25 protein-coding genes are annotated in these 23,933 nt (G+C 62.0%); 11 read left to right on the forward strand and 14 right to left on the reverse strand.

The annotated features are described in order from the left end of the window. Positions 1-108: 108 nt before the first annotated feature. The 8 genes from HPQ62_RS18570 to HPQ62_RS18605 all read right to left on the reverse strand — a co-directional run bounded on the left by HPQ62_RS18570 (position 109) and on the right by HPQ62_RS18605 (position 8,601). Positions 109-2,277, reverse strand: a complete 2,169-nt coding sequence (locus HPQ62_RS18570) for a malate synthase G (RefSeq protein ID WP_174804085.1) — start codon at positions 2,275-2,277, stop codon at positions 109-111. A gap of 393 nt (positions 2,278-2,670) precedes the next feature. Beyond that, complete coding sequence (locus HPQ62_RS18575; protein WP_174804086.1) at positions 2,671-3,732, reverse strand: aldo/keto reductase; 1,062 nt, start codon at positions 3,730-3,732, stop codon at positions 2,671-2,673. Positions 3,733-4,245: 513 nt separating this feature from the next. Beyond that, positions 4,246-5,547 carry an ATP-dependent protease ATPase subunit HslU gene (gene hslU / locus HPQ62_RS18580; protein ID WP_174804087.1) on the reverse strand — a complete coding sequence of 434 codons (1,302 nt, stop codon included), beginning with the start codon at positions 5,545-5,547 and terminating at the stop codon, positions 4,246-4,248. 12 nt (positions 5,548-5,559) lie between these two features. Next, positions 5,560-6,060, reverse strand: coding sequence for a GNAT family N-acetyltransferase (locus tag HPQ62_RS18585; protein WP_174804088.1), 501 nt, complete (start codon positions 6,058-6,060; stop codon positions 5,560-5,562). Then, the gene (gene hslV / locus HPQ62_RS18590) at positions 6,050-6,610 is read right to left on the reverse strand and encodes an ATP-dependent protease subunit HslV (RefSeq protein WP_174804089.1); all 561 of its coding nucleotides are present in this window, start codon (positions 6,608-6,610) and stop codon (positions 6,050-6,052) included. Before hslV ends, HPQ62_RS18585 begins: the two co-directional genes overlap by 11 nt. A gap of 82 nt (positions 6,611-6,692) precedes the next feature. Next, positions 6,693-7,121 (reverse strand): DMT family transporter, encoded by a 429-nt coding sequence (locus HPQ62_RS18595; RefSeq protein WP_174804090.1) that lies wholly within the window; start codon positions 7,119-7,121, stop codon positions 6,693-6,695. Next, positions 7,118-7,597, reverse strand: coding sequence for a DMT family transporter (locus HPQ62_RS18600; protein WP_174804091.1), 480 nt, complete (start codon positions 7,595-7,597; stop codon positions 7,118-7,120). Before HPQ62_RS18600 ends, HPQ62_RS18595 begins: the two co-directional genes overlap by 4 nt. A 152-nt stretch (positions 7,598-7,749) precedes the next feature. Then, a complete protein-coding gene (locus tag HPQ62_RS18605; protein ID WP_342343735.1) occupies positions 7,750-8,601 on the reverse strand; it encodes an inositol monophosphatase family protein in 852 nt (283 codons plus the stop codon). A gap of 107 nt (positions 8,602-8,708) precedes the next feature. On the opposite strand from HPQ62_RS18605, the gene hisB reads away from it, so the two are divergent. Genes hisB through hisA form a run of 3 tightly spaced genes read left to right on the forward strand, consistent with a single transcriptional unit; the run spans position 8,709 to position 10,774 of the window. Beyond that, the gene (hisB, locus tag HPQ62_RS18610; RefSeq protein WP_174804093.1) at positions 8,709-9,317 is read left to right on the forward strand and encodes an imidazoleglycerol-phosphate dehydratase HisB; all 609 of its coding nucleotides are present in this window, start codon (positions 8,709-8,711) and stop codon (positions 9,315-9,317) included. A 36-nt stretch (positions 9,318-9,353) separates the two neighbouring features. Continuing rightward, complete coding sequence (gene hisH, locus HPQ62_RS18615) at positions 9,354-10,010, forward strand: imidazole glycerol phosphate synthase subunit HisH (RefSeq protein WP_174804094.1); 657 nt, start codon at positions 9,354-9,356, stop codon at positions 10,008-10,010. 35 nt (positions 10,011-10,045) lie between these two features. Continuing rightward, positions 10,046-10,774 carry a 1-(5-phosphoribosyl)-5-[(5-phosphoribosylamino)methylideneamino]imidazole-4-carboxamide isomerase gene (gene hisA / locus HPQ62_RS18620; protein ID WP_174804095.1) on the forward strand — a complete coding sequence of 243 codons (729 nt, stop codon included), beginning with the start codon at positions 10,046-10,048 and terminating at the stop codon, positions 10,772-10,774. Positions 10,775-10,905: 131 nt separating this feature from the next. Here the strand turns inward: hisA and HPQ62_RS18625 are convergent, their stop codons facing one another. Then, positions 10,906-11,661: a DUF3800 domain-containing protein gene (locus tag HPQ62_RS18625; protein WP_174804096.1), complete on the reverse strand. Its 756-nt coding sequence runs from the start codon at positions 11,659-11,661 to the stop codon at positions 10,906-10,908. Positions 11,662-11,708: 47 nt separating this feature from the next. Between HPQ62_RS18625 and hisF the strand changes: the two genes are divergently transcribed. From hisF to coaA, 3 genes are read left to right on the forward strand one after another with little or no spacing between them, the layout of a single operon-like run. Beyond that, positions 11,709-12,491 (forward strand): imidazole glycerol phosphate synthase subunit HisF, encoded by a 783-nt coding sequence (gene hisF, locus HPQ62_RS18630; RefSeq protein WP_174804097.1) that lies wholly within the window; start codon positions 11,709-11,711, stop codon positions 12,489-12,491. Positions 12,492-12,507: 16 nt separating this feature from the next. Further along, positions 12,508-12,831 (forward strand): phosphoribosyl-ATP diphosphatase, encoded by a 324-nt coding sequence (locus tag HPQ62_RS18635; RefSeq protein WP_174804098.1) that lies wholly within the window; start codon positions 12,508-12,510, stop codon positions 12,829-12,831. Further along, on the forward strand, positions 12,828-13,814 hold the full coding sequence (coaA, locus tag HPQ62_RS18640; protein ID WP_174804099.1) for a type I pantothenate kinase: 987 nt from the start codon (positions 12,828-12,830) through the stop codon (positions 13,812-13,814). The genes HPQ62_RS18635 and coaA overlap by 4 nt, the downstream gene beginning before the upstream one ends. A gap of 10 nt (positions 13,815-13,824) precedes the next feature. On the opposite strand, the gene HPQ62_RS18645 is transcribed toward coaA, so the two are convergent. The 5 genes from HPQ62_RS18645 to HPQ62_RS18665 form a co-directional block, all read right to left on the reverse strand. Continuing rightward, positions 13,825-14,280, reverse strand: coding sequence for a MaoC family dehydratase (locus HPQ62_RS18645; RefSeq protein ID WP_174804100.1), 456 nt, complete (start codon positions 14,278-14,280; stop codon positions 13,825-13,827). 94 nt (positions 14,281-14,374) lie between these two features. Then, the gene (locus HPQ62_RS18650; protein WP_174804101.1) at positions 14,375-14,836 is read right to left on the reverse strand and encodes a MarR family winged helix-turn-helix transcriptional regulator; all 462 of its coding nucleotides are present in this window, start codon (positions 14,834-14,836) and stop codon (positions 14,375-14,377) included. A gap of 70 nt (positions 14,837-14,906) precedes the next feature. Then, a complete protein-coding gene (locus HPQ62_RS18655) occupies positions 14,907-15,326 on the reverse strand; it encodes a RidA family protein (protein ID WP_174804102.1) in 420 nt (139 codons plus the stop codon). Positions 15,327-15,382: 56 nt separating this feature from the next. Beyond that, complete coding sequence (locus tag HPQ62_RS18660) at positions 15,383-16,126, reverse strand: SDR family NAD(P)-dependent oxidoreductase (protein WP_174804103.1); 744 nt, start codon at positions 16,124-16,126, stop codon at positions 15,383-15,385. After that, entirely contained in the window at positions 16,123-18,402 is a 2,280-nt protein-coding gene (locus tag HPQ62_RS18665) for a bifunctional salicylyl-CoA 5-hydroxylase/oxidoreductase (RefSeq protein ID WP_174804104.1), read from the reverse strand. The genes HPQ62_RS18660 and HPQ62_RS18665 overlap by 4 nt, the downstream gene beginning before the upstream one ends. Positions 18,403-18,858: 456 nt before the next feature. Here HPQ62_RS18665 and HPQ62_RS18670 point away from each other — a divergent pair, with 456 nt between their 5' ends. From HPQ62_RS18670 to HPQ62_RS18690, 5 genes are all read left to right on the forward strand, one after another. Next, positions 18,859-19,275, forward strand: coding sequence for an acyl-CoA thioesterase (locus tag HPQ62_RS18670; protein WP_174804105.1), 417 nt, complete (start codon positions 18,859-18,861; stop codon positions 19,273-19,275). A gap of 50 nt (positions 19,276-19,325) precedes the next feature. Then, positions 19,326-20,948: an AMP-binding protein gene (locus HPQ62_RS18675; protein ID WP_174804106.1), complete on the forward strand. Its 1,623-nt coding sequence runs from the start codon at positions 19,326-19,328 to the stop codon at positions 20,946-20,948. An 11-nt stretch (positions 20,949-20,959) separates the two neighbouring features. Further along, entirely contained in the window at positions 20,960-21,367 is a 408-nt protein-coding gene (locus HPQ62_RS18680) for an acyl-CoA thioesterase (protein ID WP_174804107.1), read from the forward strand. Then, positions 21,364-22,242: an alpha/beta hydrolase gene (locus HPQ62_RS18685; protein ID WP_174804108.1), complete on the forward strand. Its 879-nt coding sequence runs from the start codon at positions 21,364-21,366 to the stop codon at positions 22,240-22,242. The genes HPQ62_RS18680 and HPQ62_RS18685 overlap by 4 nt, the downstream gene beginning before the upstream one ends. 530 nt (positions 22,243-22,772) lie before the next feature. Beyond that, positions 22,773-23,924 carry an ABC transporter substrate-binding protein gene (locus HPQ62_RS18690; RefSeq protein WP_174804109.1) on the forward strand — a complete coding sequence of 384 codons (1,152 nt, stop codon included), beginning with the start codon at positions 22,773-22,775 and terminating at the stop codon, positions 23,922-23,924. Positions 23,925-23,933: the final 9 nt, after the last annotated feature.

The raw sequence follows: 23,933 nt of genomic DNA on the forward strand, positions 1-23,933 counted from the left end.
GAGCGTGGGTTCCTCCCGCATTCGCGCGGTCCCTGCCGCCAGGTCTGGGAAGCCGGGGGCCCGCGCGGCAGGCACAGCCCCTGGCATTGAGCGCAGCCCGCCGCGCCGTCAGGCGGCGTCCTTCGCCTTCAGCTCCAGACGGCGGCGGTGCAGGACCGGCTCGGTATAGCCGTTCGGCTGTTCGCGGCCCTTCAGCACCAGGTCGAGCGCGGCCTGGAAGGCGATCGAACCATCGAAGTTGCCGGCCATGGGGCGGTAAAGCGGATCGCCCTCGTTCTGGCGGTCGACGACGGCGGCCATCTTCTTCATGGTGGCAAGAATCTGCTCCTCGCTGACGACGCCGTGATAGAGCCAGTTGGCCATGTGCTGGGAGGAGATGCGCAGCGTGGCGCGGTCTTCCATCAGGCCGACATCGTTGATGTCCGGCACCTTGGAGCAGCCGACGCCCTGATCGACCCAGCGCACGACATAACCGAGGATCCCCTGCGCGTTGTTGTCGAGCTCGGCCTGGATTTCTTCCGGGCTCCAGTTCGGGCGCACGGCGACCGGAACGGAAAGAATGTTCTTCAGGCTGGCGCGTTCCCGCGATTTCAGGCTTTCCTGAACCTTGGCGACATTGACGGCGTGATAATGCGTGGCATGCAGCGTGGCGGCCGTTGGCGAGGGCACCCAGGCGGTGTTGGCGCCGGCCTTCGGCTGGGAGATCTTGGCTTCCAGCATACCGGCCATCAGATCCGGCATCGCCCACATGCCCTTGCCGATCTGGGCGTGGCCCGCAAGGCCGCATTCGAGCCCGATATCGACGTTCCAGTCCTCATAGGCCGCAATCCAGGGCGCTGCCTTCATGTCGCCCTTGCGGATCATCGGGCCGGCTTCCATCGATGTATGGATTTCGTCGCCGGTGCGATCCAGGAAGCCGGTGTTGATGAACACGACCCGGTCCTTGGCAGCGCGGATGCATTCCTTGAGGTTGACCGTGGTGCGGCGCTCCTCGTCCATGATCCCCATCTTCATCGTGTTCGGCTTCATGCCGACAAGCGCCTCGACCCGGCCGAACAGCTCGGATGCAAAAGCGACCTCATGCGGGCCGTGCATCTTCGGCTTGACCACATACATCGAGCCCGCGCGCGAATTCATGTGGCGGCCATTCTCGCCGATGTCATAGAGCGCGATCAGCGCGGTGACGGCCGCATCCATGATGCCTTCCGGCACCTCGCGACCATCCGCGTCAAGGATCGCCGGGTTGGTCATCAGGTGGCCGACATTGCGGACCAGCATCAGCGAGCGGCCCGGCAGCGTCTTGTCCGCGCCGTCCGCCCCGGTGAATTCGATGTCGCTGGCGAGCCTGCGGGTGAAGGTTCGGTCACCCTTGGTGACCTCTTCCGTCAGGTCGCCCTTCATCAGGCCGAGCCAGTTGGAATAGGCCAGAACCTTGTCCTCGGCATCGACCGCAGCGACGGAATCCTCGCAGTCCATGATCGCGGTGATCGCCGATTCGAGCGCGATGTCGCCGATGCCCGCCGGATCGTCCTTGCCGATCATGCTGCCGGGATCGACGAAGACCAGCACATGGAGGTTGTTGTTGACGAAATAGAGCCGGAAGGCGTCGCCGTCTTCATCTTTGAAGCCGGCATATTGCGCAGGATCGGCAAGGCCGGTCTCGCCCGCTTGCGTCTTGACGATCAGCGTGCCGTCATCATAGCCGAAACCCGTGACATCGGCCCACTTGCCGCCCGCAAGCGGGATGTTCTCATCCAGAAAATTCTTGGCCCAGGCGATGACTTTTTCGCCACGCTTCGGATTGTACCCCTTGCCCTTGTCGGCGCCATCCTCTTCGGCAATCGCATCCGTGCCGTAGAGCGCGTCATAGAGCGAGCCCCAGCGGGCATTTGCAGCGTTCAGCGCATAGCGCGCGTTCATGACAGGGACGACGAGCTGCGGGCCGGCAATGGTGGTGATTTCCGGATCGACATTTTCGGTGGCTACGGAAAAATCCTCGCCCTCGGGGAGAATATAACCAATCTCGCGCAGATACGCCTCATAGGCCGCCATATCGGAGGGCGCGCCGTTCTTCTTGTACCACGCGTCGAGCTTTTCCTGCATCGCGTCACGCGTCTTGAGAAGCGCGCGGTTCTTGGGCGCCAGATCGCCGACGATGGCGGCAAAGCCTTCAAAAAACGCGTCCGCTGCGACCGACGTGCCGGGCAGCACTTTTTCCGTCAGGAAATCATAAAGCGCCTTGTCATAGGCAAGACCGTTCTTCTCGATGCGGGACATGAGACCTCCTGAGGTGCAAGGGATTGTGACCGCCAATGTAGCGACAAAGACCGTAACGTCAATTCGGCAATAATTTGAAATATTCTTGCCGAATTGGAATGAATGGATAGCGCGTCGGCATACCCGCCCCTCTCTTCGAGGTTTCGAGCGTCAGCCCTCGCCCCCGCCTTTCTTGCAGAGCCCCCCAATCTTCTCGCCCCGGAGGGGAGAGATGTCGCGAAAGCGACAGTGAGGGGGAGTCTTTCTACGCGATCGCCCTCACGATTAGAAACGTTGCTTCACCCTCACTGCCCCTTTCGGGGCTTCTCTCCCGCAAGCGGGAGAGAATATGGGGAGCGAGCCGCAAGGCTGCATTCAGCAGCCCTTCCAGCAAGTGCGAGAGGGGCGGGTGCCTTACTTCCCTTCCAGATAAGGTGCGATCAGCGCGAGATCGGCCTCGCCCAAACGTTCGGAGGCGCTGTTGCGCTGGTGCCAGTAGGGATATTGCAGCCAGGGCTGGCTGACGGCATCGAGGCGGCCGCGTTCTTCCTCGCTCAGCGTCAGGTCGGCTGCTGCGAGGTTGTCGCGGAACTGGTCTTCCGTGCGCCCGCCGATGATCACCGAGGTGACGCCCTTGCGGCCGAGCGTCCAGGCGAGTGCCACCTGCGCTGCCGAAACCCCGCGGGCGTCGCCGATCTCGACCAGCGTGTCGATGATCGTCCAGAGCCGCTCCTCGTCCCGGATCGGCGGTTCGGTCCAGCCGGCGAACTGGCGGGTGCCCTCCGGCGCCTTCTGGTCGCGGCGATGCTTGCCCGAGAGCAGGCCGCCGGCGATCGGGCTCCAGACCAGAATGCCGAGCCCCTGATCGACGCTGATCGGCACCAGTTCGTTTTCGGCGTCGCGGCTTTCGAGCGTATAGTGAATCTGCTGGCTGACGAAGCGCTGGCGGCGTTCGCGTTCGGCAATGCCGAGCGCCTTCATGATGTGCCAGCCGGAAAAATTAGAGCAGCCGATATAGCGAACCTTGCCGTGACGCACCAGCGTATCGAGCGCCTCCATGGTTTCTTCAAGCGGCGTCAGCCCGTCCCATTCGTGAACCTGATAGAGATCGATGACATCGGTCTTCATGCGCTTGAGGCTCGCCTCGCAGGCGGCAATCAGGTGGTGGCGGGAAAGGCCGGCATCGTTCGGCCCGTCGCCCATGGCAAAGCGCGCCTTGGTCGCGATCATCATCTTGTCGCGGCGCGGCTTGTCCATGATCTCGCCGATGATTTCCTCGCAAACGCCTTGCGAATAGGCGTCCGCCGTATCCATCAGGTTGACGCCGGCTTCCAGGCAGATATCGACGAGACGTCTTGCGTCGTCGGCGCCAAGATCGCCCACGGTCTTGGCCCAGCCGACGCCGCCAAAGGTCATGGTGCCCATGGTGATGGTCGAGATTTTGAGGCCCGAACGGCCGAGCTGACGGTATTCCATGATTTTTCCTCCGGGATAGTGGCCGGCACAGCAACGGACGCCGCACGACCTTTCAGATGATTGAATGGTAGGGAGCGTGGACCGCGATTGCAATTGCAGGGCAGGAGATAAAATGCGGTCCTGGACGACGCGTGGTCCGCTTCAGGGACGGCCGAGACAGTCAGAAAAAGCGGAGTGGGGGCGCACGCTCACCGATGTTCCGTCGCAGCGCCTGGATCCTCGGATCAAGTCCGAGGATGACCCAAAGTGTGGGGAGAGGTCATGGGGAAAAGCTATTCCGTCTTGCGTCTGAAAGCTATTCCGTCGTGCGGGCGCGTTTCGACGGAAACACACCACCTCCCGGGTCACCCTCGGACTTGACCCGAGGGTCCAGGCCAGGGTTTCCGAGCCATCTGGATGCACGGGAACGCCAGAAACTCGCGCAGTCTGTTGCAACGACCGCCGCGCTCCCGAGGGCACGCGGCGACGTATATTCATCTGCAGGCATCAAGTTGCCATGGCGTCACTATGTGACTACAGAATGAACCGCGACAGGTCGGTGTCCTGGGCCATGTCGCCGACATGCTTGCGGACATACTCGCTGTCGATCGTCAGCGACTGTCCGGACTGATCGGGCGCGGTGAACGAGATCTCGTCGAGCACCCTTTCCATCACCGTCTGCAGTCGCCGCGCGCCGATGTTTTCGACCGTGGCATTCAGATGCACCGCGACATCGGCAAGCGAATCGATCGCATCCTCGGTGAAGTCGAGCAAGACTTCTTCCGTTTCCATCAGCGCCTTGTACTGGCGGATCAGGCTCGCCTCGGTTTCCGTCAGGATGCGGCGGAAGTCTTCCTTGGTCAGCGCCTGAAGCTCGACGCGGATCGGCAGTCGCCCCTGAAGCTCCGGCAAGAGGTCGGAGGGCTTCGACACGTGGAAGGCGCCCGAGGCGATGAACAGGATGTGGTCGGTCTTGATCGGGCCATACTTGGTGGCAACCGTCGTGCCTTCCACCAGCGGCAGCAGGTCGCGCTGCACGCCCTCGCGGGAAACGCCGGCGCCCATGCGGCCATCGCCCGCGGCGATCTTGTCGATCTCGTCGAGGAAGACGATGCCGTCTTCCTGCACCAGACGCACGGCCTCGCGCTGGACGACCTCGTCGTCAAGCAGCTTGTCGCTCTCGTCGCGGATCAGATCCGCATAGGAGGCCTTGACGGTGGTGCGCACCTTCTTTGTCTTCTGCTGCTTGCCGAACATTTCCGACAGGTTCAGCACGCCGATATTGGCGCCGGGCATGCCCGGGATCTCGAGGCCCGGCATGCCGGAGCTGTTGTCATTGATCTCGATGTCGATTTCCTTGTCATCGAGTTCGCCGGCGCGCAGCTTCTTGCGGAAACTGTCACGGGTGGCAGGCGAGGCGGTCTTGCCTACCAACGCATCCATCACCCGTTCCTCTGCATTGGCGTGCGCCTTTGCCTGCACTTCCTGACGCTTCTTCTCGCGCACCAGAACGAGGCCGATTTCCACCAGATCGCGGATGATCTGCTCGACATCGCGGCCGACATAGCCAACTTCGGTAAACTTGGTCGCCTCGACCTTGATGAAGGGCGCGCCTGCAAGCCGCGCCAAACGGCGCGAAATTTCAGTCTTGCCAACGCCGGTCGGCCCGATCATCAGGATGTTCTTCGGCATCACCTCGTCGCGCAGGTCGTCAGGCAACTGCTGGCGGCGCCAGCGGTTGCGAAGCGCGATTGCGACGGCACGCTTGGCGTCGTGCTGGCCGATGATGTGGCGGTCGAGCTCGGAAACGATCTCGCGGGGGGAAAAACTGCTCATTGTCACTGCTCCTCAAGAGTCGCGGGCCATCAGAAGCGCCGGACCGCTTGTCATGCTGAAAATACCGAGCCGGATAAAGCCGGCCTTCTCATAGGCGCGGATCGCCGCCGTATTGTCGGGATGCGGATCGACGAGGACGCGGGCGGCACCCTCGCCAAGCGCCCGTTCCGCCATGGCGGATACCAGCCTTGTGCCGAGGCCGTGGCCGATCATGTCGGCCGGGCCGATGAACTGATCGATGCCGAACGTCGCTTTCGGCTGATCGGCAAGCGCCGGTTCATGGCCGCGCTCGCCATCGAGATCGCAGAGCTGGATATAACCGAACGGCTCGTCATCCAGCAGCACCACGAAAGGTGAGACCGTGGGATCACCGAGATGCGATCGCATCTGCTCCACCTGCTTTTCACCGCGCGGCCACCATTCGGCAACATGCGGCGCGCGCAGCCAGCGGGCCATCATGTCGAGGTCGGCCTCGGCGAGCGGGCGGAAGCTAATGGTTCCGTCAAGCCGCATCCAGCGTTTCCACGATGATGTTGCCATTGGTGTAGACGCAGATCTGCCCCGCGATTTCCATGGCGCGGCGGGCGACGGCGTCGGCGGGCTTGTCGCTGTCCATCAGCGCGAGCGCTGCCGAAAGCGCGTAATTGCCGCCGGAGCCGATCGCCATCACGCCGTGTTCCGGTTCGAGCACATCGCCGTTACCGGTCACGGCAAGGGTGATGTCCTTGTCGGCCACCAGCATCATCGCTTCCAGATTGCGCAGATATTTGTCGGTGCGCCAGTCCTTGGCAAGCTCCACGCAGGCGCGCATCAGCTGGTCGGGATACTGCTCCAGCTTGCGCTCCAGCCGCTCCAGCAGGGTGAAGGCGTCGGCGGTCGCGCCGGCGAAACCGGCAATCACATTGCCGCCCTTGCCGATGCGGCGGACCTTGCGGGCGTTGCCCTTCATCACCGTCTGGCCGAGCGAGACCTGACCGTCGCCCGCCATGACCACCTGACCGTCCTTGCGCACGGTGATGATGGTTGTGGCGTGCATCGTGCCGAAGGGATTGTGTTCGCTCATGATCAAAAACCTCGCTTCCGGCCCTCCATCTCGGGCCATTCCGGCTTCCTATGTAGGCAGCCCTGCCATATTTGCAATCCGCTCAGCCCTTCGGGCGCGCCTGGGCCAGAAGAATGCCGGCGAGAATGAGGAGGAGCCCGGATAGCCTAAGAAGCGGCGATGCCGTGATGCCGTCCGCCATGTCCATCGCGGCACCGGCTATCATCTGGCCGCCGATGATCAGCACCGCCGTGTTGACCGCGCCGATCTTCGGGATCACCCAGGAGCCGGCGGCGACGAAGATCACGCCGAGCGGGCCGCCGAGGAAGGCATGAACCGGAATGCCGGCAAGCGATCTGGGCCAGAGCCCGCCGAGCGCAATCAGGATCGCGCTCATCACCACGAAGCCGACGAGATGATTGTAGAAGGAGGAGGTCATCGGCGAGGTGGAAAGGCTGAGCCTGCCATTGACCTGACGGCTGAGGACCACCAGCACCCCGGTGACGGTGGCATAGAGGATGGCCGCGATCATTGGCCCGCTCCCGACAGGATCACCAGAAGGCCGCCGGCAAGGATCAGGCCCACCACGATGAAATCACGCCGGTCGAGCTTGCGCGCTTCAAGGCCGAAGAAACCCCAGTAATCCGCAGCAAGCGAAAACAGCACCTGGCTTGCAAGTCCGATCGCGATCGTGCCCGACAGCGCCAGCGGCGAATTGACGGCGAGCGCTGCAAACACCACCGTCGCCGCGCCGAAAATGCCGCCGAGATAGGCCCACCACGGGATCGGCGGTTTCATTGCGGCTGCCCCTTTCGGCTTCTTCAGGGCAAGAAGCCCGAGAAGCGCGACCGAGACCACCGTGCCGGTGGCATGGGCCGTCCACGAGGCGAACATCGCATTGCTGTAGAAGCCCAGAAGACCATTCAGATGGGTCATCATCGCCAGCACGCAACCGGCGGCAAAGGCGGCGATGAAATAGATGAGGGCGGAGCGATCGGCGGCGGGCATGGGCGGCTTTCAACGGAATAAGTCTCTCCCCCTTAACCGAGAACCGTTGATGGGGAAAGGAAAGAGCTGAACCGAGCCAACCTCTTGCAATATCCCGTGACCGTCTTGCCGCTGTTGCGGAAAACGTCCGGCGCGCGCGTCGATCTGCGCTGCTAGAGTGTTTCCCGCAAAACCGCCGAAAGCGGCCGGTGAATGGAGGGGGCCGCAAACAGGACCGCGCCGCCGTCAAGATCGGGCGGGAGGAGGCGGGATGGCTGACCAAGATGGCTGCGCACAATACCCGCTTCGGTCGCGATCAGGCCGGCTGCGGCGACATCCCACGCAAACAGCGTTTCGGTGTGCGCATCGAGACGGCCGGCGGCAACATAGGCGATGTCCAGCACCGGCGCCGCCGAACGCCTTACATCCTGGCAGGTGCCAAGCAAGATCGCCACCCGCCGCAAAAGTGGTTCCATGTCGCTCTTGTCGTGGGGAAAACCGGTGCTGACGACGGCTCTGGCGAGATCGGTCGGCGCGGCCGGACTGATGGCCACGCCATTCAGAAAGGCGCCGCGCCCCTTCACCGCGGTAAAGGTTTCGCCAAGGGCAGGCGCATGCACGCAGGCCGCGCGCACGACGCCATCGATCGCAAATGCGACCGCAATGCCGAAATAGCGATGACCGCGCGCGTAATTGGCGCTTCCGTCGATGGGATCGACCACCCAGAGGGGTCCGGAAAAATCAAAGCCATCACAGCCGGCACTCTCTTCGGAAAGAATGCGATGGCCGGCAAACGCCTGACCGATGTGTGCAGATATGATCTCGTCCGAGATCATATCTGCGGCCGTGACGACATCATCATGCCCCTTGTAGCGGAGTGACGCGCGAAACCGGGCCCATTGCGCAGTAACCGCCCGCCCGGCCGTCATCGCTGCTTCCCGTGCCACAGCGAGAGCATGCCTGTCCGCTTCGCCGTTTCCCATCATCGCCGTCTCTCTAGATTTGATGAGGCGGCATGCTAGCATGTCGTTCACTGTCCTGGCAGACGATCGGGCCGCTTTTCTTTTGCGCTTCAACGGGCTGCCTGATAAGACACGGCGATTATCCCGTTTCGATGGAGGCAACAGGCATTATGGCCGTTCAGACCGAAGCCCGCCGCGCCGAGATTGCGCGCGAAACCAAGGAAACCTCGGTTTCCGTATCCGTCAATATCGACGGCACCGGTGAGGCCCGCATGGCAACCGGCATCGGCTTCTTCGACCATATGCTGGACCAGCTTTCCCGCCATTCGCTGATCGACATGACGATCAACGCCAAGGGCGATCTCCATGTCGACGACCACCACACGGTGGAAGATGTCGGCATTGCCATCGGCCAGGCGCTGGCGAAGGCGCTCGGCAACCGCGCCGGCGTGACCCGCTATGCCTCGATCGATCTCGCCATGGACGAGACCATGACCAAGGCGGCGATCGACCTTTCGGGCCGGCCGTTCCTGGTGTGGAACGTCACCTTCCCGAGCGAGAAGATCGGCACGTTCGATACCGAACTGATGCGCGAGTTCTTCCATGCGCTGGCCCAGAATGCGGGCATCACGCTGCATGTGATGAACCATTACGGCGCCAACAGCCATCACATCGCCGAGACCTGCTTCAAGGCGGTGGCGCGTGCCTTGCGCGCGGCTGCCGAAATCGATCCCCGTCAGGAAGGCCGCGTGCCGTCCACGAAGGGCATGCTGGCCTGAGCGCGCCGTGCCGCGCCCTAACATCGGAATGAAGCCATGACCCAGACAGTCGCCATCATCGACTATGGTTCGGGAAATCTGCGCTCGGCCACCAAGGCCTTCGAGCGCGCCGCCCGCGAAAGCGATGCCAATGCCAAGATCGTGCTGACCGACAGGGCCGATATCGTCGCGTCGGCAGACCGGATCGTGCTGCCGGGCGTCGGTGCCTATGCCGATTGCCGCGCCGGCCTTCACGCCGTTGACGGCATGGTCGAGGCGATCCGTGATGTCGTCGAGGTCAAGGGTCGGCCCTTCCTCGGCATCTGCGTCGGCATGCAACTGATGTCGGAGCGCGGGCTTGAGAAGACCATCTCGGAAGGCTTCGGCTGGATCGCCGGTGACGTCACCCCGATCACGCCCGCCGATCCGGTGCTGAAGATCCCGCAGATCGGCTGGAACACGCTGAAACTTGCGACGCCCCACCCGCTTTTCGCCGGCATCGAGACCGGAGAGGACGGGTTGCACGCCTATTTCGTCCACTCCTACCACCTCGCCGCCACGAAGCCGGACCAGGTCATCGCCACCACCGATTACGGCGGCCCGGTCACCGCCTTCGTCGCGAACGGCAACAAGGCGGGCAGCCAGTTCCACCCGGAAAAGAGCCAGACCCTCGGCCTGAAGCTGATCGCCAATTTTTTGGAGTGGGCGCCCTGAGGCTGCCTCTCCGCAACACGAAAGACTGAAACCAGATGATCCTTTTCCCCGCAATCGACCTGAAGGACGGCCAGTGCGTTCGGCTGAAGCTCGGCGACATGGAACAGGCGACGATCTACAATCCCGATCCGGCCGCGCAGGCGAAGGCCTTCGAGGAACAAGGATTTTCGTGGCTGCATGTGGTTGACCTCAACGGCGCCTTTGCCGGCGAGAGCGTGAATGGCGCAGCGGTCGACGCCATCCTCAAGGCGACGAAGAACCCGGTGCAGCTCGGCGGCGGCATCCGGTCGCTCGATCATATCGAGAACTGGCTGTCGCGCGGGCTCGCGCGAGTCATTCTCGGCACCGTCGCGGTGCGTGATCCCGAGCTGGTGAAGGCCGCGTGCAAGGCGTTTCCAGGCAAGGTCGCCGTCGGCATCGACGCGCGCGGCGGCAAGGTGGCGGTCGAGGGCTGGGCGGAGGCTTCCGAGCTTGAAGTGGTCGAGCTTGCCAGGCGCTTCGAAGGCGCTGGCGTTGCCGCGATCATCTACACCGATATTGACCGCGACGGCATTCTGACCGGCATCAACTGGGAGGCGACGCTGGAGCTTGCCCGCGCCGTTTCCATTCCCGTGATCGCCTCCGGCGGCCTCGCCTCGATGGACGACATCGCCCGGATGACCAAGCCCGACGCCCAGATCCTCGAAGGCGCTATCTCCGGCCGCGCGCTCTATGATGGCCGGATCGACCCGGCCGAAGCGCTGGCGCTGCTGAAAGGCCAATGAAACGAATCGGTTAGGCGCTAAGCCATTGAATCTTAAAGCCTGCTATTGATATTTTCTGGCAATCGCACTATATCTTTTACAAATGGATTGGGGTTTCTCGGTCGGCGTTAGGCTTCGGAGTATTCCGGGGCCTAAATGCTTTCAGGGGGGCGGTACGCAAGTAGCCCGCCCTGCATTTTTCTTTTGGTCCCGATTTTCTCCAGCTTTGGCCGGATAATTTCAAATGCCCTGTTGGGCTGACCGTGTCTCAGAAAATTCAGTCCGGTAGGGCGCGCGGTCAGGTCTGCGATCTGAAGTCCGGTGGAGTTCGCCTTTTTGTCGCCGAAGACGATATTGAAGCCCTGAAAAGGCTTTCGCAGACTATTCCAACCGTCCGCCACACGTCTGAACTCCAGCTCGAGATCGGTGTCTTCCTTGTCTCCGCGTTTTTCGAAGACAAAGAAATGCCGCTTGTCCTGAACGCCTTTCCGGCGAAGATTTTTAAAAATCTCCTCGAGCAGGAACCTGAGAGCGAGCGCATATGGGTTTTCCTGCACCAGCTCTGCCTCCACCGATCTTTTGTCGATCACAGCGCTGAAGATGCGAAATCTCGCCGCGGCAATCTGATCGGAGAGGTCGTTGAGAAAGGCGTGGCGCAGTTCGGGATCCGTCATGATCGCGAAGGGACCGAACTGCTTTCGGATGTCACGCTCGTGCAGGACAACCATATCATGGCCAAAATACCGGAACTTGAAATCCTGAAATGCGGGAACGACCCGCTTGCAATAATCGACCTTTCGAAAGCAGCAGATATTCAAGACAAAAATGGGGTACTCAGGATCGATCGACATCAAGGAGTGATCGCCGCTTTCATCAGCGTAGAATATGTACTCGCCATTTTCCGTCATGGGCTCTATTAAGCTACTGCGTTTTGAAAACCGCAAGAGGTCCTCAATTGTCTCTCAAAGCCCGTGTCATTCCCTGTCTCGACGTCAAGGACGGCCGTGTCGTCAAGGGGGTCAACTTTGTCGATCTGATCGATGCCGGCGATCCGGTGGAGGCGGCGAAGGCCTATGATGCGGCGGGTGCCGACGAACTCTGCTTTCTCGACATCACCGCGACCTCCGACAATCGCGACACCATCTTCGACGTGGTGACCCGCACCGCCGAACACTGCTTCATGCCGCTGACGGTTGGCGGCGGGGTGCGCACGGTCGCCGATATCCGCAAGCTTCTCCTCTGCGGCGCCGACAAGGTGTCGATCAATTCGGCCGCCGTGAGGAACCCGGAATTCGTGGCAGAGGCCGCCGACAAGTTCGGCAATCAGTGCATCGTCGTCTCGATCGACGCGAAACGCCGCGAGACCCCGGCAGAGGAAGGCGACAGCGCCTGGGAGATCTTCACCCATGGCGGCCGCCAGCCGACCGGCATCGACGCCATAAAATTTGCCCGCAAGGTGGTCGCTCTCGGCGCGGGCGAGATCATGCTGACCTCAATGGACCGCGACGGCACCAAGGCCGGCTACGATATCGCGCTGACCCGCACGCTTGCAGATGCGGTGTCCGTGCCGGTGATTGCGTCAGGCGGCGTCGGCACGCTCGACCACATGGTCGAAGGGATCCGCGACGGCCATGCGACCGCGGTTCTGGCTGCGTCGATTTTTCACTTCGGCACCTATTCCATAGGAGAGGCCAAACAGTATATGGCTGACAACGGGATTGCCGTCAGGCTCGACTGACGGCAAAGGAGAAGACATGTCCGATTTCACACTCGCCGATCTGGAGGCGATCGTCGCGCAGCGTGCTCAGGCTTCGCCGGAGGAAAGCTGGACGGCAAAGCTCGTTGCCAAGGGCCAGACGAAGGCCGCCAAGAAGCTGGGCGAGGAAGCCGTCGAAGCCGTGATCGCCGCCATTTCCGAAGACCGGCAGAACCTCGTCGAAGAAAGCGCAGACGTGCTGTTCCACCTCCTGGTGGTGCTGAAGATCGCCGGCATCCCGCTTTCCGACGTCATGGACGAGCTTGCCCGCCGGACGGGCCAGTCCGGTATAGCCGAGAAGGCGGGACGTCAGCCGGAATGATCGAGGGTTTCGAACTTCCCGATGATGCAGATGCCGTGAGCGCCCGGGTCTCGCCCTACCGCTTCTTTTCTGCCGAGGAATGGGCTCATTTCCGCGCCGACACGCCGCTCACGCTGACGGCCGACGAAGTGCGCGAGATGCGCTCGCTGAACGACCCGACCGAAATCGAGGAAGTCCGCCGGATCTATCTGTCGCTGTCGCGGCTGCTGTCCACCCATGTGGAAAGCTCGCAGATGCTGTTCCAGCAGCGCAGCCGGTTCCTCAATTTCGACGAGAAGGACGCAAAGACCCCCTTCATCATCGGCATCGCCGGCCCCGTGGCCGTCGGCAAATCGACGACCGCCCGACTTCTGAAACAGCTTCTCGCGCGCTGGCCCTCAAGCCCCAAGGTCGACCTCGTCACCTCGGACGGCTTTCTCTATCCGAACGCGGTGCTGGAGCGCGAAGGGCTGATGCAGCGGAAGGGCTTTCCCGAAAGCTTCGATACCGGCGCAATCCTGAACTTCCTGTCGGCAATCAAGGCCGGCATGCCCAATGTCCGGGCGCCGCGCTATTCGCATCTGAGCTATGACGTGATGCCAGACAATGCCATCACCGTGGACCGGCCCGACATCCTGGTGTTCGAGGGCATCAACGTGCTGCAGACCCGCCATCTTCCGGCCGGCGGGCGGATGGTGCCGATGGTGTCGGATTTCTTCGACTTCTCGATCTATATCGACGCCGACGTGGCGCTCATCCATCAATGGTATATCGAGCGCTTCCGGCAGCTGCGCGCCACGGCCTTCCAGAACCCTGCCTCCTATTTCCACCGCTTCACCCAGATCTCCGAGGCGGAGGCGACCGCCCACGCGGAAAAGCTATGGGACAACATCAATCTCAGGAATCTCGAGGAAAACATCCTGCCGACGCGCCCGCGCGCCGATCTGATCCTGCGCAAGGGCCGCGATCACATGGTTGAAACGGTGGCGCTCAGAAAACTGTAAGGTCCGCCCATCAGACCTTTGAGGGATCGCGCACCGGAACCTGGGCGAGCACGGTATAGGTCATCACCACGTCGTCATCCTGATTGAACATCGTGACACGGGTGCGGATGCGGCCGAATTCCGGGCGTTTTTCATGGCGGCTGGTCTCGATCACCTCGCGCGTCGTGGTCATCCGGTCACCGGGCCTGCCCGGCAGGCGCCAGCGCAGCTCTTCGAGGCCGAGCCCCACCATCGGCGTATCGCCGAAGCTTCCGGAGGTGACGAACATCCGCATGGAAAGCGAGGCCAGTTGCCAACCGCTGGCAATCAGCGAACCGAAGCGGCCGTTTGCGGCGGCTTCGGGGTCGGTATGCATCGGCTGCGGATCATATTCGCTGGCAAAGCGAATGATATCGGCCTCGGTCAGGGTGACAGGTTCGCTGGTCCAGGTTTCGCCGACCTCGATATCTTCAAAATAGCGCTGCATGGTCCTCTCCCGCTGACAATGTGCTTGCTTCCGGCCTCTTCCAAACCGCGCGCAACACCCGCAGCGGCATATACGCCTATCCGGACAGCGTGCCTTACAAATGCGGCTTGTGGCGGATATCCATCATGATCGAAATCGCCCGGGCAATGTCCGGCTCGCCGATCTCTTCAAAAATCTCGTCGATCCAGCCGCGATGGACGGCGGTTGCCTCATCCATCAGCGCCTTGCCCTTGGGGGTGATGCGCACCAGAAAGGCGCGGCGATCGGTTTCCTGGTTTTCCCGCTCGACCAGGCCCTCCGACACCAGTTTCTCGATGACGCCGGTGACATTGCCGTTCGACACCACAAGCTGCTTGGAAAGCTCGCTCATACGCATGCCCTCGGGCGCAGCGTGCAGCGCGGCCATCACGTCGAAGCGCGGCAGCGTCATCGCGTATTTCTCGCGCAGCCTTTCGCGCAGATTGCCCTCGACATGGCGCACCGCCTTCAGCATCTGCAGCCAGAGGCGGACGCGCTGGGTGGCAAGGGCCGGATCTTTGATGTCACGAACGGTCATGGCGGATACTTTCTGTTTTATCCGCCTTAGCCGCATTTGCTTCAAACCTCAACCGGATTGCGGGCGGGGATCAATCGTTCGGAATGACGGCGGTTGCCTCGATCTCGATCTTGGCTGCATCTTCCATCAGTGCCACCACCTGAACCACGGCCATTGCCGGAAAATGCCGGCCGAGGACCTTGCGGTAGGCGGCGCCGATCGCCTTGAGATTGTCGAGATATTCGCGCTTGTCGGTGATGTACCAGGTCAGCCGCACCAGATGCTCGGGACGGGCGCCGCCTTCGGCGAGGACAGCGACGATATTGCGCAGCGTCTGTTCGAACTGGCCGACGAGATCGTCATGTTCGAACTCCTGACGCGCGTTCCAGCCGATCAGACCGCCGGTGAAGATCACGCGGCCTTCGGCAAGCATGCCATTGGCATAGCCACGCGCCGGCTCCCAGCCTTCGGGGTGGAGGAACTGATGCGGCGACTGCAAATAGGTGGTCATGTGTAAGCTCTCAAATAGATAGTGACGGCGCTTATGCGCGTTTCGGGCGTGCCCGCTCAGGCCTCGCCGCCTGAAATGGATATGGCCTGGCCCGTGACCATGGCGGCCTGGTCCGAGCACAGCCAGAGCACCGCGCCGGCAACATCTTCCGGCGGCACCAGCCGCTTCATCGGATTGGTGGCCTCAAGGGCGGCGCGCGCCTCTTCGGCGCTGCGGCCCGTGGTCTCGACGATGCGGGCGATCGAACGCTCGGTCATCTCGGTATCGAGAAAGCCCGGGCAGATCGCGTTGACCGTGATCCCCTTGCGGGCATATTCGAGGGCTACCGATTTCACCATGCCGACGACGCCGTGCTTGGCCGCCGCATAGGGCGCGACATAGGCATAGCCCTTGAGCCCGGCGGTGGACGCGATCGCGATCAGCCGGCCTTCTCGGCCCTTCATCGCCGTGAGGCCTTCCCGCATTGTCAGGAAGGTTCCGGTGAGGTTGACGGCGACCATGGCGTTGAAGCTCTCGAGCGTGGTCGCGGCAAACGGCGCGCTTTCGGACGCGCCGGCATTGGCGATCACGATATCCAACGGGCCGGCCGCCGCAAACAGCGCCTTGACCTCTGCCTCAACAGTGATGTCTGCGGTCATGGCGGAAATGCCCGCATGACCTTCGGCCACCTGATCGAGCGGGCCCTGACGGCGGCCGCAGATGATCACCTCGGCACCCGCCTCGGCAAGCGCCCGTGCGATCACCGCACCGACGCCCGAGCCCCCGCCCGTCACCAGCGCTTTCTTGCCGGAAACGCTCATGACATCGCCTTGGCGCGTTCGGCAAGCGTATTGGCCTGACGGCGGCCACCCTCGTAGGGCGGAAGCCATTCCTGCTCGGTATCGCCGAGTTCGACGGCGGCATGCAGCGTCCAGTAGGGGTCGGCCAGATGCGGACGGGCCAGCAGGACAAGATCGGCGCGTCCGGCCATCAGGATCGAGTTGACGTGGTCGGGATCATAGATATTGCCTGCGACCATCGTCGGCAGGTGAAGGTCGTTGCGCACCCGGTCCGAGAACGGCACCTGGAACATGCGGCCATAGACCGGCTTTTCATCCCTGGTGGTCTGGCCGGAGGAAACGTTGATGGCATCGGCGCCGGCTTCCTTGAACGCGGATGCGATCTGGACGGCCTCTTCCGGATCGACACCCTCCTCGCCGACCCAGTCATGGGCGGAGATGCGCACCGTCATCGGCTTTTCGGCCGGCCAGGTCGCACGCATGGCGGCAAAGACTTCGAGCGGGAAGCGCAGCCGGTTTTCAAGGCTGCCGCCATAGTCGTCCTCGCGCCTGTTGGTGACGGGCGAGATGAAGGAGGCAAGAAGATAGCCGTGGGCGGCATGCATCTCGATCATGTCGAAGCCGGCTTCGTCGGCGGCCTTGACGGCGGCCACGAACTGGTCGCGCACCATGTCCATATCGGCCCGGTCCATCGGCTTCGGCGTCTGGCTTTCAGGCGTGTAGGGAATGGCCGAGGCCGAAATCAGCGGCCAGTTGCCTTCCTTCAGCGGCTTGTCCATGCCTTCCCAGGCAACCCGCGTCGAGCCCTTGCGGCCCGCATGGCCGATCTGGGCGCAGATCTTCGCATCCGTCTCCTGATGGACGAAATCGGTGAGCCGCTTCCAGAGCGGAACCTCTTCGCGCGTGATGCAGGGGCAGCCCGAGGTGATCCGGCCTTCCTTCGATACGCACAGCATTTCGGTGAAAACCAGCCCTGCGCCGCCCTTGGCGCGTTCGGCGTAATGCACGAAATGCCAGTCGTTGGGCTTGCCGTCCTTCGCCTTGTACTGGGCCATCGGCGAAACCACGACGCGGTTTTTCAGATCCATGTCGCGCAGCTTGAACGGCGCGAACATCGGCCGCCGTGTCGACTGGCTGCCGGCCTTGTTCTGGAACCAGGCCTCGGCGGTTCCCAGCCATTCAGGATCACGCAGGCGCAGGTTTTCATGGCCGATGCGCTGCGAGCGGGTCAGCAGCGAATAGTTGAACTGCATCATGTCGAGGTCGAGGTAGCGTTCGACCTCCTCAAACCATTCGGTGGAGTTGCGGGCAGCCGAGGTGACGCGCAGCACCTGCAGCTTGCGCTCGGCCTCGTAATCGTCGAGCGCCTTGTCGATCGGCTTGCCGGAATTCAGCTCGTCGGCAAGGGCTGCCGCACTTTCCATGCCGAGCTTGGTGCCGGAGCCGATCGAGAAATGCGCGGTCGCGGACGCATCGCCCAGCAGCACGACATTGTCGAAATGCCAGTTTTCGCAGACGACGCGGGGAAACTGGATCCATGCCGAGCCGCGAATATGGTTGGCATTCGTCATCAGGCTGTGGCCGCCGAGGTGGCGGGCGAAAATCTTCTCGCAGGTGGCGATGCTCTCCTGCTGGCTCATCGTTCCAAAGCCGTAAGCCTCGTAAACCTCCGGCCCGCACTCGACGATGAAGGTCGCGGTATCGTCATTGAACTGGTAGGCGTGGGCCCAGATCCAGCCCTTCTCGGTCTTTTCGAAGATGAAGGTGAAGGCGTCGTCGAACTTCTGCTTGGTGCCGAGCCAGACGAAGTGGTTGCGCCGCATGTCGATCATCGGCTTGAACTCATCCTCGTAAAGCGCACGGGTGCGCGAGTTCAGGCCGTCGGCGGCGATCACCAGATCGTTTTCGGCGCGCAGTTTCTCGATGCCGTCCTTGTCGATATCGCTTTCGAATGCGATGTTGACGCCGAGTTCGCGGGCGCGCTCCTGCAGCACGATCAGAAGCTTCATGCGGCCGATGCCGCAGAAACCGTGGCCGCCCGACGTCATGCTTTCCTCGCCGCGCACCACCTTGACGTCGTCCCAATAGGCGAAATTGTCGCGGATCGACTGCACCACGACCGGGTCATTGCCCTTGAAGTTCTCCAGCGTCTCGTCGGAAAACACCACGCCCCAGCCGAACGTGTCGTTATGGCGGTTGCGCTCGTAAACGGTGATGTCATGACTGGCATCCCGAAGCTTCATCGAAATGGCGAAGTAAAGACCGGAGGGCCCGCCTCCCAGAACTGCGATTTTCATGTTCGGATTCCCCTGTCGCTGTGCGTGGTCTTTTCAAGAAAATTAATTTGAACTTAAAATAAAATGGGATTGGCGGTGGTGTCAAGCGCAGCTTGTCGTCTGAATGCGCACCCATGCTTTTCAAGGTTACGGGCGCATCGGTCGATCATCCCTCCTCCCCCGCCAACATCATCCTCGGGCTTGACCCGAGGATCTAAGCACCTCTCCCTACGAAAAGAGCGGGCGGGAAGGGTTTTAGCGGGGCGGTCGCGGCGTGGACACCGCGAACACCGCTCGCGACCGACGTGATTGAATCCTCGGGTCAAGCCCGAGGATGACGCAGAAGGGGTGGCAGCGGGCCTGCGCGAATGAAAAGCTGAATATTTCAATATTGAAATAACAAATCGCCTCCTTTATGATTTTTGTCAAACCGGAAATGCCGGTGAAAACATGCGTGCTCGAAACAGGGGAAAGAAAATGCCGTTTGAAACCTCCCAGACCCTGCGGTTCGGCGATTGCGACCTGACCGGTATCGCTTATCACCCGGCCTATTTCTCGATGCTGGTCGAGGTCAACCGCGCCATGTTCGCATCCTTTGGCATCACCTGGGAAGAGATGATGATGAAGCGCAATCTCGGCATGCCTGTGCTGAAGATGGAGATCGGCTTCGAAAAGCCGGCGCGGTTCGGCGATGTCCTGGATTTTGCGATGCATGTGCGCCGCATCGGCACCTCCTCGCTCGACCTCGAAACCTTCGCCCGCGTTGATGGCGAGGTCATCTGGTCGGTGCGCCAGCGCATCGTGCTCACCTCGACCGAAAACCACAGATCGACACCCTGGCCGGACGATATCCGCGCCGGGCTTGAAACCTATATGGACGCGCCGCCAGCCTGACGTAAAAAAGAAACAGGCAGCGTTACTCAAAAAAATAACGGGAACAGACCATGCCTCAGCAACTCCGGCCCTCCGGCCATACCGACAGCTTCGCCCGCGACAACCTGCCGCCGATGGACAGCTGGCCGGACCTTCTCCTCGAAGGGTTTGAATATCCAGACCGGCTCAATGCCGGCGTAGAGCTGACCGACGCGATGGTCGATCGCGGTTTCGGCGACCATATCGCCCTGATCGGCAATGGCCGCCGGCGGACCTACAAGGAAATGACGGACTGGACCAATCGGCTCGCCCATGCGCTGGTCGACGATCTCGGCGTCAAGCCCGGCAACCGGGTGCTGATCCGCTCCGCCAACAATCCCGCCATGGTCGCCTGCTGGCTTGCCGCCACCAAGGCCGGCGCCGTGGTGATCAACACCATGCCGATGCTGCGCGCCGGCGAGCTTGCCAAATATATCGACAAGGCCGAGATCGAATTCGCGCTCTGCGATACGCGGCTGATGGAAGAGTTGGTGGCCTGCGCCAAGGAAAGCCGGTTCCTGAAGAAGGTCATCGGCTTTGACGGCACCGCCAATCACGATGCCGAACTCGACCGGCTAGCGCTGGAAAAGCCGGTGAAATTCAATGCCGTCGACACCGCGCAGGACGATGTCGCGCTTCTGGGCTTCACCTCCGGCTCGACCGGGGACCCGAAGGCGACCATGCATTTCCACCGCGACCTGCTGATCATCGCCGATGGCTACGCGAAAAGCGTGCTGAAGGTGACGCCGGAAGATGTGTTCATCGGCTCGCCGCCACTCGCTTTCACCTTCGGGCTTGGCGGACTTGCGGTGTTTCCGCTCCGCTTCGGGGCGGCGGCCACGCTTCTGGAAGTCGCCTCGCCGCCGAACATGATCGAGATCATCCAGAAATACCGCGCCACCGTCTGCTTTACCGCGCCGACCGCCTATCGCGTGATGCTGCAAGCCATGGAAGATGGCGCGGACCTTTCGAGCCTGCGCGCCGCGGTCTCCGCCGGCGAGACCCTGCCCGCACCGGTCTACGAGGCCTGGATCAAGAAGACCGGCAAGCCGATGCTCGACGGCATCGGCTCCACCGAGATGCTCCACATCTTCATCACCAACCGCTTCGACGACCACCGTCCGGCCTGTACCGGCAAGCCGGTGGAGGGCTATGAGGCGAAGGTGCTTGCCGAAGACGGTTCGGAAGCGCCGCGCGGCACGATGGGACGGCTTGCCGTGCGCGGACCGGCCGGCTGCCGCTATCTCTTTGGCGAGCGCCAGGGCGAATATGTCGAGGGCGGCTGGAACATCACCGGCGATACCTTCGTCCACGACGAAGACGGCTATTTCCACTTTGCCGCGCGCAATGACGATATCATCGTATCGGCGGGCTACAACATTGCCGGTCCCGAGGTCGAGGCGGCGCTCCTGCGCCATCCCGCCGTCTCGGAATGCGGTGTGATCGGCGCGCCCGACGAGGCCCGCGGCCAGATCGTCGAGGCGCATATCGTGCTCGCCGAAGGACATGACGCCAGCGATGTGCTTGTGAAAGAGCTTCAGGATTATGTGAAGGCGACCATCGCGCCCTACAAATATCCGCGCAGCATCAAGTTCGTGAACACGCTGCCGAAGACCTCCACCGGCAAGATCCAGCGGTTCCGCCTGCAGTCCTGAGAGGCCCCCCAATGACATTCGAGATGAAGCAGAAAGTCCTGTTCAAGCACTGCGATCCGGCCGGGATCGTGTTCTTCCCCCGCTATTTCGAGATGATGAACGACTGCGTCGAGGCCTTCTTTTCGGATGTTCTGGAATGGCCCTTTGAGAGCTTTGTCGGCCGCGAGGGCGTGCCGACGGCGTCGATCGAGACGAATTTCGTCGCGCCGAGCCTGCATGGCGATCACCTCTTGATCGCCCTTGTGGTCGAGCGTGTCGGCAAGACCTCGTTTTCCTACCGGATGACGGCGCATTGCGGGGAGCAAAAACGGTTCGAGACCAGGGCGCGGCTCGTCTTCGTCAATGATCGCGGCCGTCCGCAACCCTGGCCGGATGCGATCAAGGCAAAGCTCGAACGGCAACTGGAGCCAGCGGCATGACCAGCGATCGCGATGCCTTTCGCGCCTACGACGAAAACGGGCTCAACACCCAGTACAATGCGCGCGACAGCGTGCCCGCCTTCGGCGCTTATGCCAGGCGCTGGCAGGCTGAAAGCGAGACGGCGACAGCCGGGCTCGACTGCACGCTTGATGTGCCCTTCGGCGACAGCGACGCCGAAAAGCTCGACATCTTCCCTGGCGCCGGTGGCGGGCCGTCGCCGGTGCTGGTGTTCTATCACGGCGGCTACTGGCGCTCGACGGACAAATCCTGGTACCGCTTCCTCGCCCGGCCCTTTGTGGAACGGGGCGTCACCGTGGTTCTGCCCAATTACGGTCTCTGCCCGGCCGTCACCATGGACACGATCGCAGACCAATGCCGCCGTTCGTTCGAGTGGATCTGGCGCAATGCCGCCTCCTATGGCGGCGATGAGGCGCGCATCTTCGTCTCCGGCCATTCGGCCGGCGGCCAGATTGCCGGCATGCTGCTCGGCGCCGACTGGTCCGGGCTCGGCGCGGTGTCCGGCTATCCGATCAAGGGCGTGACCACGGTGAGCGGCCTGTTCGACCTCGAGCCGATCCGGCATACCAACCTCAATGCCGATCTTGCCATGGATCAGGAAGCCGCGCGCCGCAACAGCCCGCTCGACCTGCCGCTGCCAGCCAGGATTCCACCGGTGATCGCCGCCGTCGGCGCGCTGGAAAGCGACGAATTCCACCGGCAGAACCAGCTCTATGCCGGCCATATCAGAGCGGCAGGCGGCGCCTGTGACGCGCTTGCGGTTGCCGGCCACCACCACTATTCGATCCTCGACGCCATGGCCAATCCGTGCCACCGGTTCGGAAAAATGGTTCTCGAACAAATCGGCGTCGCGTAAGTCAAGTTGGCAATAAGTTTAATTTTAAAATAGTTTCAGATTTTTTCGCTTTGCGAGGTTTGAGTGAGGCGGGCATCTGCGCCTTCTTCTTCAGCGTCATCCTCGGGCTTGACCCGAGGATCCAATCACGTCTGCCGCGACAGGTTTTAGAGGGTTAAGGACAGCGTCAGCCCTTGTCACTCTCGCCGCTCGTGATGGCATTTGGTTAGATCCTCGGGTCAAGCCCGAGGATGACGCCGAGAGATGGAAGAGGCAACGGCTGAGGGCAAGGGCCAGCGATAGCGTCGTGTCATCCTGCCAGAAACAAATTCTGAAACGCTGCCGCGTCGCAACCCAACCGTCTCAAAGAAAACGAAGTTCATGCGCAGATTATTTTAAGTTTGATGTAATACTTGAATTGTGTCAGCTTAACCCCCAACGGCTTATCATGGCGACACGCTTCGACTAGACTGCCCCCATGGGCACGAGGGGCGTTGCCTTTGGCCGAGACGAATTCCGAAGGAATCGTGAACAACAAGATGGGGATAAACATGAAATTCAGCACTCTTCTGAAAAGCGGCGTGATGGCGCTCGCAATCGGTGTTGCGGGCATGGCCCACGCAGACCCGGTCAAGGTCGGGCTCATCACCACATTGTCCGGCGGCGGCGCGTCGCTCGGCACCGACACGCGCGACGGCTTCATGCTGGCGCTGAAACAGGCCGGCGATGCTGCATCCGACATCGAGGTTGTAGTCGAGGACGACCAGCAGAAGCCCGACGTCGCCGTCCAGATCGCCGACAAGATGATCCAGTCCGACAAGGTCGACGTCCTGACCGGCATCGTCTGGTCGAACCTTGCCATGGCAGTGGTGCCGTCCGCAGTCGCGCAGGGCAAGTTCTACCTGTCGACCAACGCGGCGCCCTCGCAGCTTGCCGGCGCCGGCTGCAATCCGAAATATTTCGCGGTCAGCTACCAGAACGACAATCTTCACGAAGCCGCAGGCGCCTACGCCACCCAGGAAGGCATCAAGAAGATCTTCATCATGGCGCCCAACTATCCGGCGGGCAAGGATTCGCTCACCGGCTTCAAGCGCTTCTATGATGGCGACGTCGTCAAGGAAGTCTACACCCAGCTCGGCGCGACCGACTATGCCGCCGAGATCGCACAGATCCGCGACAGCGACGCCGATGCGGTGTTCTTCTTCCTGCCGGGCGGCATGGGCATTTCCTTCATGAAGCAATATGCCGAATCCGGCGTCGACAAGCCGCTGATCGGCCCGGCCTTCAGCTTCAGCCAGGACATCCTTCCGGCCATGGGCGATGCCGCGATCGGCGTCAAGAACACCTCCGATTGGTCGCCCGATCTCGACAACGAGGCCAACAAGGCCTTCGTCGAAGGCTTCGAGGCAGAATATGGCCGCCTGCCCTCGCTTTACGCCGCGCAGAGCTATGACACCGCAAACCTGCTGCTGTCGGCGGTTGCCGCTGCCGATGTTGCAGATGCGGATGCCTTCCGCACGGCGCTCGCCGCTGCCGATTTCGACAGCGTCCGCGGCAATTTCAAGTTCGGCCCGAACCAGCATCCGATCCAGAACTTCGTGGTCCGCGAAGTGATCGATGACAATGGCGTGCTGACGAACAAGCTCGTTGGCACCGTGATGACCGATCACGCCGACGCCTACGCTGCCGAGTGCAAGATGTAAGGTCCCGCA

This window comes from Martelella limonii (assembly GCF_013344475.1).
Classification (GTDB): Bacteria; Pseudomonadota; Alphaproteobacteria; order Rhizobiales; family Rhizobiaceae; genus Martelella; species Martelella limonii.